General features: G+C 74.3%; 8 protein-coding genes. 6 read left to right on the top strand and 2 right to left on the bottom strand.

Translation table 11 applies throughout. The features are described 5' to 3' along the window. Window positions 1–14: 14 nt before the first annotated feature. Window positions 15–1,589: an adenylate/guanylate cyclase domain-containing protein gene (locus ABD709_RS10240; RefSeq protein ID WP_344774974.1), complete on the bottom strand. Its 1,575-nt coding sequence runs from the start codon at window positions 1,587–1,589 to the stop codon at window positions 15–17. A 134-nt stretch (window positions 1,590–1,723) separates the two neighbouring features. On the opposite strand from ABD709_RS10240, the gene ABD709_RS10235 reads away from it, so the two are divergent. Both ABD709_RS10235 and ABD709_RS10230 read left to right on the top strand, forming a co-directional pair. After that, window positions 1,724–2,218, top strand: a complete 495-nt coding sequence (locus ABD709_RS10235) for a nuclear transport factor 2 family protein (RefSeq protein ID WP_344774972.1) — start codon at window positions 1,724–1,726, stop codon at window positions 2,216–2,218. Window positions 2,219–2,240: 22 nt separating this feature from the next. Continuing rightward, a complete protein-coding gene (locus tag ABD709_RS10230) occupies window positions 2,241–2,738 on the top strand; it encodes a PGPGW domain-containing protein (protein ID WP_344774970.1) in 498 nt (165 codons plus the stop codon). Here ABD709_RS10230 and chrA read toward each other — a convergent pair. Continuing rightward, window positions 2,723–4,087: a chromate efflux transporter gene (gene chrA, locus ABD709_RS10225; RefSeq protein ID WP_344774968.1), complete on the bottom strand. Its 1,365-nt coding sequence runs from the start codon at window positions 4,085–4,087 to the stop codon at window positions 2,723–2,725. The two genes, ABD709_RS10230 and chrA, sit on opposite strands and share 16 nt — an antisense overlap. Window positions 4,088–4,140: 53 nt before the next feature. On the opposite strand from chrA, the gene recC reads away from it, so the two are divergent. From recC to ABD709_RS10205, 4 genes are all read left to right on the top strand, one after another. Continuing rightward, entirely contained in the window at window positions 4,141–7,563 is a 3,423-nt protein-coding gene (gene recC, locus ABD709_RS10220; RefSeq protein WP_344774966.1) for an exodeoxyribonuclease V subunit gamma, read from the top strand. After that, entirely contained in the window at window positions 7,560–10,934 is a 3,375-nt protein-coding gene (locus ABD709_RS10215; RefSeq protein WP_344774964.1) for a UvrD-helicase domain-containing protein, read from the top strand. The genes recC and ABD709_RS10215 overlap by 4 nt, the downstream gene beginning before the upstream one ends. Continuing rightward, window positions 10,931–12,724: an exodeoxyribonuclease V subunit alpha gene (gene recD, locus ABD709_RS10210; protein WP_344774962.1), complete on the top strand. Its 1,794-nt coding sequence runs from the start codon at window positions 10,931–10,933 to the stop codon at window positions 12,722–12,724. The genes ABD709_RS10215 and recD overlap by 4 nt, the downstream gene beginning before the upstream one ends. Before the next feature lie 64 nt (window positions 12,725–12,788). Then, complete coding sequence (locus tag ABD709_RS10205; RefSeq protein ID WP_344774960.1) at window positions 12,789–13,397, top strand: ACT domain-containing protein; 609 nt, start codon at window positions 12,789–12,791, stop codon at window positions 13,395–13,397. The last annotated feature ends 3 nt before the right edge of the window (window positions 13,398–13,400 follow it).

Here is a 13,400-nt window from a genome sequence, read left to right as displayed (position 1 = left end):
GGCAGCTCGCGCCCCTAGCCCTTCGGTACGGCGAGCGCGGTCTCCTCGGTGCGGCCACGCAGCACGGTGGCCCCGTGCCGCTGCCAGTGCGCGGCCTCCGGGTCGCCGCGGGACGACGCGACCTCGACCGTGTGCCACATCGCCAGCAGCTGCCCGGTCTCCTGCTTGGCCAGGTCGGTGAGCCGGGCGGCCGAGTTCACCGCGTCGCCGATGACCGTGTACTCGTAGCGCTGCTCGTGGCCGACGTTGCCCGCCACCACCATCCCGGTCGCGACGCCGATCCCGAAGCCGACCTCGGGGACCTCCTCCGTGAGCCGCGCGCACATCGCCCGGGCGGCCGTCAGTGCCGACGCCGCGTGGTCGTTCTTGCGCACCGGCTCGCCGAAGATCGCGAGCGCCGCGTCACCGATGAACTTGTTGACCAGGCCGCCGTTCCGGTCGACCTCGTCGACCACGACAGCGAAGAACCGGTTGAGCATCGCGACGACGTCGACCGGGCCGTGCGCCGTCGCGTAGGCCGTCGACCCCAGCAGGTCGATGAACAGCACCGACGCGATGGTCGCCTCGCCGCCGAGCTCGATCTCGCCGGTGTCGAGGGCGGCGGCGGCCGCGACGTCGTGGCCGACGTGGCGGCCGAAGAGGTCGCGGATCCGCTCGCGCTCGCGCAGGCCGTTGGCCATCAGGTTGAACCCGCTCTGCAGCATGCCGAGCTCGGTGCCGTCGTAGACCACGACGTCGGCGTCGAGGTCCCCGGCCTCCACCGCGCGCATCGCGTTGCGGACCGACATGATCGGGGCGACGATCGCGCGCACCGTGAGCAGGGTGATCACCAGGCTGGTCACCAGGATCAGGCCGCCGGCGACGATGGTGACGATCGCGAGCTCGTGCAGGGTGGTCTCGTCGTCCACCAGCGCGAGCAGCCCCGCGACCATCAGCCCCACGACCGGCACGCCGGTGCCGACCGCCCAGAACACGACCATCCGCTGGCCGACGCCGAGGCTGCGCGGGTGCGTCGCGGTGCTCCCCGCGAGCGCCCGCGCCGACAGGGGTCGCAGCGCGAACTCCACCGACAGGTAGGCGATGCCGGCCGCCACGACCGCGCCCATGGTGACGGTCACGGCCGTGTTCACCGCCCGGGCGGGCTGCACGGCCCAGATCAGGCTCGTGAAGACCACCGTCCCGATCAGCCACAGCGTGAGCTGCATCGCCGTCAGCTGCATGGGCACGCGCAGCGCCCGGGTCCGCTCGGCCTCCGTCGGCTCGGTGTCCGTCGTGGCCCAGCGCAGCGAACGCAGCGTCGAGGCCGTCCCCCAGCCGACACCGACGACCGCCGCGACCAGCACGTAGGTCGGCACCGCGATCGCCAGCGCCACCTTGGTCGCGGTCGTCGGCGGCTCCGACGGCACGACGAAGTTGCTGATCGTGAACACGACCGCCGACCCGATCACGTTGATCGACGTCAGCGCGCCGGTGAGCAGCAGCTGGATGCGGAGCCGCAGCCGGTCGGGGTCCTGGTCGGCCGGCCCGAGGATGCGGGCGCCGAAGGGGCTGACCGGCTGGTCCCCGCCCTCGGTCGCCCTTCCGGTCATGCGGGGAGAGTAGTGCTTCGAGCGCAGCCGGCCGCGAGGGAACGAGCGGTCGGCGTCGTCGCGAGAAGGTCGAGTGCCCGCCGGTGCGAGCGTGCGAGCACCGATCCGGGTGTATCGAGACCTAGGATCCGGCCGTGACCTCCTTCACGGCCGACGAGATCAGGTCGGCGTACGCGTCCTTCCACCGGCAGGTCGAGGGCTTCGTGGCGACCGGCGACTGGACCGGCTACGCCGACCTGTTCACCGAGGACGCGGAGTACGTCGAGCACGCGATGGGCACGTTCCGCGGGCGCGAGGAGATCCGGGCGTGGTCGGTGCGGACCATGACGACGTACCCGGGACGGGTGATGACCGGCTTCCCGCTGGCCTGGCAGGTCGTGGACGCGGAGAGCGCCCGGCTGGTCTGCGAGGTGCGCAACCCGATGCCGGACCCGGGCGACGGGACGATGCTCGAGGAGCCGAACATCACGATCATGACCTACGCCGGCGACGGGTTGTTCTCGCGCGAGGAGGACGTCTACAACCCGCTCCGGTTCCACGAGATGTCGATGCGGTGGGCGCGGATCGCGCGCGACCACGGCCGCGCCGACGACGACGCCCTGGCCTACCTCGAGCGGTTCGGGGGTTGACCCGCTCGGACAGGATGGCTCCATGACGGGAGCGGCTCGGCGGATCGTGCTCGAGGTGGTCGGCTGGGCGCTGCTGCTCGCCGGCGTCGCGGCGCTGGTGCTGCCGGGACCCGGGCTGATCCTGATGTTCCTCGGGCTCGCCGTGCTCTCCGAGCAGTACGCGTGGGCCGAGCGCTGGGTGAAGCCGGTGCGGCTGCGGGCGCTCAAGGGCGCGGCCGAGAGCGTGGCGACGTGGCCGCGGATCGTGATGTCGACGGCGTTCGCGCTGGCGCTGATGGGCTGCGGCGTGCTCTGGATCCTGAGCCCCGAGGAGCCGTCGTGGTGGCCGGCCGACGACAGCCTCTGGTTGCCGGGGGGACTCTGGACCGGCGTCACCCAGATCCTGTCGGGGATCCTGGCACTGGTCCTGATCGGCTACTCCTACCGGCGCTTCCACGGCAGGCCCGAGGCGGTCGCGGAGCTCGAGCACGAGATCGACGACGCCGACCAGCGCCGCGAGAAGTCTCAGAAGAGCAGCTGAGCGCCGTACACGAGAAGCCCCAGCGCGGCGCAGATCCCGATCGTCCGCAGGGTGCCCCAGCCGAGCCGGAACATGCCGACGAGCGCGACCGCGGTGATCGCGAACGCCACCGGGTCCCACGAGGTGAGCACCGGCAGGTCGAGCCGGAACGGGCCGCGCTCGAAGGTGTGCTGGTCGTCGAAGAGGTTGTGCAGGGAGAAGAAGACCGCGAGGTTGGCGATCACGCCGACCACGGCGGCGGTGATGCCGGTGAGGGCGTTGCCGAGGACGCGGTTGCTGCGGAGCCGCTCGACGTACGGCGCCCCGAGCAGCACCCACAGGAAGCACGGCACGAACGTCACCCAGGTCACCAGGAGCGAGGCCAGGACGGCGGCGACCCACGGGTCGAACGAGCCCGGCTGCCGGTAGGCCCCGACGAACGCCACGAACTGGACCACCATGATCAGTGGTCCCGGCGTCGTCTCGGCGAGCGCGAGACCGCGCACCATCTCGCCGGGCGCGAGCCAGCCGTAGACGTAGACCGCCTGGTGCGCCACGAACGACAGGACGGCGTACGCCCCGCCGAAGGTCACCACCGCGGCGCCGGAGAAGAACAGCCCCTGGTCGCGGAAGACCGGCGTCGAGTCGACCAGTACGCCGAACGCGGCGACGGGCGCGAACCACAGGACCAGGCCCAGCGCGAGCACGCCGAGCGACCGGCGCTTGGTCGGCAGTGCGTGGTGCAGTGCGTCGTCGCTGATGAGGGGCGGTGGACCGTCCGTGCTGCCGTGCGCGGTCGCGTCCGCGAGACCGGGGATCCGCCGGCCGAGCAGCCATCCGATCAGGCCGGCGGCGAGGACGACGAGCGGGAACGGCACGGCGAAGAGGGTCAGCGCGACGAAGGCGGCGACCGCGATGCCGACCAGGGCCCGGTGGCGCAGAGCGCGCTTCCCGACCCGCTGGACGGCCTGGACGACGATCGCGATCACAGCGGGCGCGATCCCGTCGAAGAGCGCGGCGAGCACGTCGGTCTCGCCGAACCGGACATAGACGGCGGAGAGGGCGAGCATCGCCAGCACCCCGGGAAGCACGAAGAGGCTGCCGGCGACCAGCCCACCGCGGGTTCCGTTGAGCAGCCACCCGGTGTAGATCGACAGCTGCTGGGCCTCCGGCCCCGGCAGCAGCATGCAGAAGTTCAGCGCGTGCAGGAACCGCTGCTGGCCGATCCAGCGCTTCTCGTCGACGAGCTTGTGCTGCATGACGGCGATCTGGCCGGCCGGGCCGCCGAAGGTCTGGAGGGCGATCGACGCCCAGGCCTTCGTCGCCTCGCCGAGCGGGATGACGTCGCCCTGGGTCGGCCGGGTGTGCATGGGGAAAGCGTAGGGGTGCTCATCCGTCGGGCGTCCTGGTTAGGGTCGCCGCGATGGCCCTCCACCTGCACCGCGCTCCGCGGACCGACCTGCTCGCCGACCGGCTCGGCGAGCTGCTCGCGGTGCCGCTGCCCGACCCGTTCGCGGCCGAGGTCGTCGTGGTGCCGGCGAAGGGCGTCGAGCGCTGGCTCTCGCAGCGGCTGTCCCACCGGCTCGGGGCTTGCCGCCGGGGTGGTGACGGGATCTGCGCGGGGGTCGAGTTCCGCTCGCCCTGGGCGCTGATCGCCGAGGTCCTCGGCACCCGCGACGAGGACCCCTGGGCGCCCGACACCCTGGTCTGGCCGCTGCTGCAGGTGCTCGACGACTCGCTCGACGAGCCGTGGGCGGCGACCCTCGCGCGGCACGTCGGGCACGGCATGACCGGCGAGGAGGGCGACCTGCGACGCGGTCGGCGGTTCGCGGTCGCCCGGCGGCTGGCCCGGCTGTTCGCCGGCTACGCCGTGCAGCGCCCCGGCGTGGTCGGCGACTGGGCCGCCGGTCGCGACACCGACGGCTGCGGCCGCCCGATCGCCGACGACCTCGCGTGGCAGCCGGAGCTGTGGCGCCGGCTGGCGGCGGTGGTCGACGCCCCGTCGCCGCCGGAGCGGCAGGCGGCGACCCTGGCGCGGCTCCACGACGACCCCGGATCGTTCGACCTGCCCGAGCGGCTCTCGCTGTTCGGCCACACCCGGCTGCCCGTGACGGAGGTCCGACTGCTGCACGCGATCGGGGAGCAGCGCGAGGTGCACCTGTGGCTGCCGCACCCGTCCGCGGCGCTGTGGGACGCCCTGCGCGACGTCGCCGCCGCTGGTCCCGTTCCCCGCGCTGCCGACCGGTCCCACGACGTCGTAGGGCACCCGTTGCTCGCCACGCTCGGCCGGGACACCCGTGAGCTGCAGCGCACGTTGGCCACCGTCGAGCTCGTGGACGAGCCGGTCGGACTCGACACGTCCTCGCTCGTCCCGCGCGAGGGCGACCCGACCGGCGCCAGGCTGCTCGGCTGGCTGCAGCAGGACCTGCGGGGCAACGACGTCGCGCCCGGTGGACGCCGTACCTTCGACCCGGTCGCGGACCGTTCGGTCCAGGTGCACGCGTGCCACGGGGCCGCGCGCCAGGTCGACGTGCTGCGGGAGGTGCTGCTCGGGCTGCTCGAGGACGACCCCACCCTGGAGCCGCGCGACGTGCTGGTGATGTGCCCGGACGTGGAGACCTACGCGCCCCTGATCGCTGCGGGCTTCGGTCTCGGCGACGTCGTCGGCGACGAGGGGCACCCGGCCCACCGGCTGCGGGTGCGGCTCGCCGACCGCGCGCTCGACCGCACCAACCCGCTGCTGGCCGTCGCGACCCGCCTGCTCGACCTCGCGGGCGGCCGCGCCGGTGTCGGCGACGTGCTCGACCTGGCACACCTCGACCCGGTGCGGCGGCGGTTCGGGTTCCGCGACGACGACCTGCAGCAGATCGCCGACTGGGCGCGGGAGGCCGGGATCCGGTGGGGGTTCGACGCCGAGCACCGCGCGGACTTCGGGCTGGAGGGCTACGTCGCCAACACCTGGCAGTTCGGGCTCGACCGGCTGCTGGCCGGCGTGGCCATGAGCGGCGACGCCGGCACCTGGCTCGACAAGACGCTGCCGCTCGACGACGTGGGCAGTGGTGAGGTCGAGCTGGTCGGCCGGCTCACCGAGTTCGTCACCCGGCTCCGCGACGTGACCGACCGGCTGGTCGGCGCGCACCCGCTCGAGCACTGGCTCGCCGCGCTGCACCAGGGCGTCTCCGGGCTCACCGCGGTGCCGTCGGACGAGAGCTGGCAGACCGGTCAGCTCCAAAGAGCCCTTCGAGACGCCCGCTCCTCCGTCGCGAGCTCCTCGGGAGCCGCCGCCGAGGCCGGGACTCCGCGAGGAGGCGACGTGCTCCGGCTCCCCGACGTGCGCACGATGCTCGCCGACCGGCTCGCGGGCCGGCCGACCCGAGCCAACTTCCGCACGGGCACGCTGACCGTCGCGACCCTGGTGCCGATGCGGTCGGTGCCGCACCGGGTGGTCGCCCTGCTCGGCCTCGACGACGGCGTCTTCCCGCGGGTCGGCGTCACCGACGGCGACGACGTCCTCGCGCGCGACCCGATGACGGGCGAGCGCGACCCGCGCAGCGAGGACCGCCAGCTGTTCCTCGACGCCATCCTGGCGGCCACCGAGACGCTGGTGGTGACCTACACCGGGGCCAACGAGTACTCCGGCCAGCCGCGACCGCCGGCCTCCCCGCTCGGCGAGCTGCTCGACGCGCTCGACGCCACGGCCACGTGCGCCGACGGCCGTCCGGTCAGGGAGCCCGTGGTCGTCCGGCACCCGCTCCAGCCGTTCGACCGGCGCAACGTGACGCCGGGCGACCTCGTCCCGGGCACGCCGTTCTCGTTCGACCGCTCCGCGCTCGCCGGCGCCGTCGCCGCCAGCGGCACCCGGACGGTCCCGCCGCCGCTGCTGACCGCACCGCTCCCCGCCGAGCCTGTGGAGGACGTGTCGCTCGAGGACCTGCTGGCCTACTGGAAGTCGCCGGTGCGGGGGTTCTTCCGCGATCGGCTCGACCTGGCGCTGCCGCGCGAGGAGGAACCGCTGTTCGACGGCCTGCCCGTCGAGATCGACAGCCTCGCGCAGTGGTCGGTCGGCGACCGCGTGCTGCGCGACCTGCTCGCCGGGATGGACGCCGAGCAGGCCAAGCAGCAGGAGTGGCGGCGCGGCGTGCTGCCGCCGGGCTGGCTCGGCTGGCGGATCCTCTCCGACATCCTGGTGAAGGCCGAGCCGATCGCCGCCGAGGCCCGGAGCCTGCGCGTCCGTCCCGCCGGTGCGGTGGACGTGGACGTCGACCTCGGCGGCGGCCGGCGGCTGCGTGGCACCGTGCCCGAGGTGTACGGCGACCGCCTGGTGCCGGTGACCTACAGCCGGCTCGGGGCCAGCCACCGGCTCCAGGTCTGGATCCAGCTGCTCGCGCTGGCGTCGAGCAACGAGGACCGGGCCTGGACCGCCCGGGCGCTGGGCCGTCCCAGCAACGGGCGCTCCCGGACGCCGTACTCCCTGTCGCAGCTCGGCCCGCTCGACCACACGGCGCGGGAGACGCTCGGTGACCTGGTCGCCCTGCGCGACCGTGGGCTGACCGAGCCGCTGCCGCTACCGCTCAAGGCCTCACTCGCCTACGCCCGGCAGCGCCGGACCCGGGCGACCGAGGAGGAGGCGCTGCGCAAGGCCGGCTGGGACTGGGACGACGGCAAGTTCCCCGGCGAGTGCTCCGACGTCGAGCAGGTGCGCGCGTGGGGGGCGAAGTCCGCGCTGCCCGGGCTGCAGGAGCCGCCCCGCCCCGACGAGGAGCACCCCGGCGAGGTCTCGCGGTTCGGCGCGCTGGCGCTGCGGCTCTGGTCGCCGCTGCTGAGCGCGGAGCAGGGGTCGTGGTGACCGATCCTCTCGCCACCTTCGACGTGTGCGGCCCGCTGCCCACCGGCACCACGCTGCTCGAGGCGAGCGCCGGCACCGGCAAGACCTTCACGGTGGGCGCGCTGGTCGCGAGGTACGTCGCCGAGGGCGTCGCCGAGCTCGACGAGATGCTGGTCATCACCTTCGGGCGTGCCGCCAGCCAGGAGCTGCGCGAGCGGGTGCGGTCACAGCTGGTCGAGGCCGAGCGGGTGCTCGGCGACCCCGGCTCGGCCGACCCGCACAACTCGCTGCTCTCCCACCTGCTCGACGCCGACGAGGAGGAGCGCGCCGTGCGCCGCGCCCGGCTCCGCGACGCGCTCGCCGCGTTCGACGCGGCGACGATCGCCACCACCCACCAGTTCTGCCAGCTGGTGCTGCGCTCGCTCGGTGTCGCCGGCGACACCGATGCGGGCTCGGCGCTGGTCGAGTCGCTCGACGAGCTGGTGGTGGAGGTCGTCGACGACCTCTACCTCCAGCTGTTCGGCGCCAGCAAGGAGCGGCCGCCGTTCGGACGCGACACCGCGCTGGCGCTGGCGCGCACCGCGGTGGGCGATCCGCAGTCGGCGCTGGCCGAGGTCGGCGAGGGCGCCCCCGCGACGGCCGTCGCGCGGCGCGAGTTCGCGGTCGCCGTACGAGCGGAGATCGAGCGGCGCAAGCGCCGGCTCGGGGTCCTGTCCTACGACGACCTGCTGAGCCGGCTCGCCGACGCTCTCGCCGACGAGGACGCCCCCGCGCGGGCCCGGATGCGGCAGCGGTGGCGGATCGTGCTGGTCGACGAGTTCCAGGACACCGACCCGGTGCAGTGGGACGTGCTCGACCGGGCCTTCACCGGGCACGCGACCATGGTGCTGATCGGTGACCCGAAGCAGGCCATCTATGCCTTCCGCGGCGGCGACGTCGTCACCTACCTGGCCGCGGCCCGCACGGCGACCCACCGCGCGACGCTCGGCACCAACTGGCGCAGCGACGACGGGCTGGTCCGCAGCCTCCTGGTGCCGCTGGGGTCGGCCGCTCTCGGCAACGCCGAGATCGTGGTCCGCGACGTCACCGCGCACCACCGGGGCGGGCGGCTGTCCGGCGCGCCCCGGCCGGCGCCGTTCCGGGTCAGGCGGGTGCCGCGGGACGGGTTCAAGCTCAACAAGGCCGGGCTGATCGGTGCTGCCGACGCCCGTGCCCACGTCGCCGAGGACTGCGCCGCCGACATCGCGGCGCTGCTCGACGCGGGCGCGACCTGGTGCGGCGAGAGGCTCCGGGCCGGGCAGATCGCGGTCATCGTCGCGGTCCGCGACCACGGCCAGCTGGTCAAGGACGCGCTGGAGCGGCGGGGCGTGCCGGCCGTGCTGGCGGGCGGGGGCGACGTGTTCCTCACGACGGCGGGCGAGGAGTGGCTCAGCCTGCTCGCCGCGCTCGAGGCGCCGCACCGCTCGGCGCTCGTCCGGGCGGCCGCGCTCACCTGCTTCTTCGGGCACTCCGCCGTCGAGCTCGACGAGGGCGGCGAGACGCTGACGGCCAGGGTCGCCGACACCCTGCGCGGCTGGGCGCTGCTGCTTCGCGGCCGGGGCGTCGCGGCGCTCGTCGAGGCCGCTGAGGAGCGCGGACTGACCCGCCGGGTGCTCGCCCGCACCGGCGGTGAGCGGCTGCTGACCGACCTGCGTCACCTGGGCCAGCTGCTGCACGAGATGGCGGTGCGCGAGGACCTCGGCCTGACCGCGCTGCTGGAGTGGTTCCGCGACGAGCGGCGCCGTACCGCCGCCAGCGAGCGGCCGCGCCGGCTCGACTCCGACGCGGCGGCGGTGCAGATCGTCACGGTGCACGGCAGCAAGGGGCTGGAGTACCCCGTCACCTACCTGCCGTTCGCCTACCAGCTCTACCAGTTCCCCGTCGACGTCGCTCGGTTCCACGACGCCGCCGGACGCCGCACCCTCGACGTGTCCGGAGCCGGTCCGCAGTGGAACGACCACGCGCGGCTGCACCAGGGCGAGGAGCTGGGCGAGGAGCTTCGCGACCTCTACGTCGCGCTCACCCGCGCGCAGTCGCAGGTCGTCACCTGGTGGGCCCCGACCAGCAACACCGCGGCCGGCGGCCTGCACCGGCTGCTGTTCGGCCGGCAGCCCGGCATCGCCGAGGTGCCCGACCAGCAGCAGGTGGGCGACGACGACTACGCCGCCCGCGTGCTCGCGCTGATCGAGGAGCTCGGCGGTCCCGCCGCCGAGGTGTCCGTGGTGGCCGAGGCGGTCGCCGAGCGGTCGGACGGAGAACGTGCCGAGCTCGCCGTCCGCACCTTCGACCGCGAGGTCGACGTCGAGTGGCGGCGGACGTCCTACTCGGGGCTGATCCGGGCCGACGAGACCGGCGGCCACGGCGCCGTCACGTCCGAGCCGGAGCAGACCGGGCGGGAGGACGAGGACCAGCCCGAGAGCGCGACCGACGGGTCGCGGCACGGCCGCTCCGAGACCTCGTCGACCGCCGGGGAGCCGCTCGTGTCGCCGATGGCCGACCTCCCCGCGGGAGCGACGTTCGGATCACTCGTCCACGCAGTCCTCGAGCACGCCGATCCGGACGCGCCGGACCTGGAGACGGAGCTGCTCGCGCACGTCCGCGAGCAGCTGCGCTGGTGGTACGTCGCCGCGGCGCCCGAGGACATCGCCGCCGCGCTCGTCCCCGTCGTGCGCACCCCCCTCGGGCCGCTCGCCGGCGGGCTGACCCTCGCCGAGATCCCGCTGCGTGACCGGCTGCGCGAGCTCGACTTCGAGCTGCCCCTCGACGGGGGCGACCGGTCTCGTCACGGTCGCTTCGCGACCTCCTCGACGACCACCGCGCGGGACGTCCGGCTGCGTGAGGTCGCGCCGCTGCTCCGGCAGCACCTGCCCGCCGACGACCCGCTGGCGCCCTACGCCGCCACGCTCGAGCAGCCGGCGCTCGGCGACCAGGCGCTGCGCGGCTACCTGGCGGGATCGGTCGACGTGCTGCTCCGCGTCGCCGACGGTGACGAGCACCGCTACGTCGTCGTCGACTACAAGACCAACCGGCTGGGACCGGCCGACGAGCCGGGCACCGCGGCCGACTACGGGCCGCGCGAGCTGGCCCAGGCGATGCTGCACTCCCATTACCCGTTGCAGGCACTGCTCTACTCCGTCGTCGCGCACCGCTTCCTGCGGTGGCGGGTGCCGGGCTACGACCCGGAGCGCCACCTCGGAGGCGTGCTCTACCTCTACCTCCGCGGCATGTGCGGCCCGGAGACCCCTGTCACCGACGGCCACCCTGCCGGGGTCTTCTCCTGGTCGCCCCCGACGTCGCTGGTGCTGGCGCTCTCCGACCTTCTCGACGGGGTCCCGGCCGGAGGTGCCGCATGACGATCGAGCTCTGGGAGACCGACGACCCGGCCGACGCGCGGTTCGCGCTCGGCGCCAGCGGGCTGCTCGGCGCGTTCAACAGGGCGGGTGTCCTGACCGCGGCCGACGTCCACGTGGCGGCCCGCACCGCCGACCTGGTCGGCGAGCTGTCCGAGGAGGTCCGGCTCGCGGTGGCGCTCGCCGTGCGGGCCGCTCGCCACGGCTCGGTCTGCGTCGACCTGGCGTCGCTCGCCGCCGACGGCGAGAGCGGGGCGGACCTGCCCTGGCCCGACGTGGCGCAGTGGCAGGACGCTGTGGCCGCCAGCGCTGTGGCCGCGCAGTCGGTGGTGCGCGTCGACGAGGGCCTGCTCTACCTCGACCGCTACTGGCGCGAGGAGACCCAGGTCCGGGACGACCTGGTCGCCCGGCTCGCCGCGGACCCGCCTCCGGTCGCCGATCCCGCCCGGCTCCACGAGAGTGCCGAGCGGTTGTTCCCCGGTGAGGGGTACGCCGAGCAGCGCACGGCTGCGCTTGCGGCCGCCACGCAGGCGACGACGGTCCTCACCGGTGGCCCGGGCACCGGCAAGACCACGACGGTCGCGGGCGTGCTCGCGCTGCTCACCGAGCAGGCGCTGGCCGCGGGCGACCGACCGCTGCGGATCGCGCTGACCGCGCCCACCGGCAAGGCCGCCGCCCGGCTGCAGGAGGCCGTCGTCGAGGCCCAACGGGCCGACCGGTTCGACGACGACGACCGTGCCCGGCTGACCGGACTGACCGCTGCGACGCTGCACCGCCTGCTCGGCTGGCGGCCGGGCTCGCGGACCCGGTTCAAGCACCACCGTGGCAACCGGTTGCCGCACGACGTCATCGTGGTCGACGAGACGTCGATGGTGTCGCTGACGATGATGGCGCGCCTGCTCGAGGCGGTCCGCCCGGAGACCCGGCTGATCCTCGTCGGCGACCCCGACCAGCTCGCCTCGGTCGAGGCGGGCGCTGTGCTCGCCGACCTGGTCGGCGGGCTCCGTGAGCGCGCCCCCGAGACCGTGGCCGAGCTGGTGACCACCCGGCGCTTCCACGGCACGATCGACCGGCTCGCGCAGGCGCTCCGCGCGGCGGACGCCGACGAGGTCGTCGACCTGCTGCGTGCGGGCGCGGCCGACGTCGAGCTCGTCGACCCCGGCGACGCGGCGGCCATGGCGGCGCTGCGAGCCGACCTGACCGGTCACGCGGTCGGCGTACGAGCGGCCGCGCTGGGCGGCGACCCGGCCGCTGCCCTTGCCGCGGCCGAGCAGCACCGGCTGCTCTGCGCGCACCGCGAGGGCCCGTGGGGCGCCGCGCACTGGAACCGCCAGGTCGAGCGTTGGCTGGCCGAGGAGACCGGTGCGCCGGTGGGCGCCACGTGGGGTCACGAGTGGTACGCCGGCCGCCCGATCCTGGTCACCTCCAACGACTACGGCCTCGGCCTGTTCAACGGCGACACCGGCGTCGTCGTGCAGAGCGGCGTCGACCCGACGGAGCTGCGAGCGGTGATCGCCTCGGGCGAGCCGCTGACCTTCGCTCCGTCCCGGCTCGGCGACATCGAGACGCTGCACGCGATGACCGTCCACAAGAGCCAGGGCAGCCAGGCGCGCACCGTGACGGTGCTGCTGCCTCCGGTGGACTCGCCCCTGCTGACCCGCGAGCTGTTCTACACGGCCGCGACCCGTGCCCAGGAGCGGTTGCGCGTCGTGGGCACCGAGGACGCCGTGCGTGCCGCCGTCGCGACGACCGCCCGCCGGGCGACCGGGCTGAGGCGACGGCTGCTCGGCTGAGGGCCACCGACCGGATGACGGTGTCGAAACGATCCGGCAACGCGGCCGGGTTAGGTTGTCGTCCATGCCGTTCCTGCTGCGCGTCGAGCTGCCCGACGTCCCCGGGTCCCTGGGCCGGGTGGCGTCCGCGATCGGTATGGCGGGCGGCGACATCGAGGCGATCGAGATCGTCGAGAAGCGTGATGGGGTCGCGCTCGACGACGTGCTGCTCGAGACCGCGCCCGGCACGATGCCGGACTCGATCGTCTCCGCGTGCAACGCGCTCGACGACGTGCGCGTAGTGTGGATCAGCCGTTACCCGGCCGGCGGCAACCTGGTCCTGGACCTGGAGGCGGTCGAGGAGCTCACCGCCCACCCGGGCGAGGTCTACGACCGCCTGGTCGACCTGCTGCCCGCGACGTTCCGTGCGGACTGGGGCGCGCGGGTGCACCGGGCCAAGGGCTTGGTCTACGGCACCAGCGCCGCGCCCGACGAGTTCGAGTTCGTCGAGATCGAGGGCGCAGGAACGCGGCTGGAGGTCGCCGACGACGACGTCACCCTGTTCGCCGCGGCCCGGCTCGACGGCAACGACATCATCGTGATCGGCCGCCGCGGCGGCCCCGAGTTCGTCGACTCCGAGATCGCCCGGCTCGGGCACCTCTGCGGGCTCGCGGTGAGCATCGCGGAGGTGTGACGC

The organism is Nocardioides panacisoli (assembly GCF_039537325.1).
Taxonomy (GTDB): Bacteria; Actinomycetota; Actinomycetes; order Propionibacteriales; family Nocardioidaceae; genus Nocardioides; species Nocardioides panacisoli.
Note: the sequence above shows the minus strand (reverse complement) of the source record. Positions and strands in the feature narration are given on the sequence as shown.

Coding starts and splice junctions, on each gene's coding strand:
- recC (WP_344774966.1), top strand. CDS start 4,141: ATGGCCCTCCACCTGCACCGCGCTCCGCGGACCGACCTGCTCGCCGAC.
- recD (WP_344774962.1), top strand. CDS start 10,931: ATGACGATCGAGCTCTGGGAGACCGACGACCCGGCCGACGCGCGGTTC.
- chrA (WP_344774968.1), bottom strand. CDS start 4,087: ATGCACACCCGGCCGACCCAGGGCGACGTCATCCCGCTCGGCGAGGCG.
- ABD709_RS10230 (WP_344774970.1), top strand. CDS start 2,241: ATGACGGGAGCGGCTCGGCGGATCGTGCTCGAGGTGGTCGGCTGGGCG.
- ABD709_RS10240 (WP_344774974.1), bottom strand. CDS start 1,589: ATGACCGGAAGGGCGACCGAGGGCGGGGACCAGCCGGTCAGCCCCTTC.
- ABD709_RS10205 (WP_344774960.1), top strand. CDS start 12,789: ATGCCGTTCCTGCTGCGCGTCGAGCTGCCCGACGTCCCCGGGTCCCTG.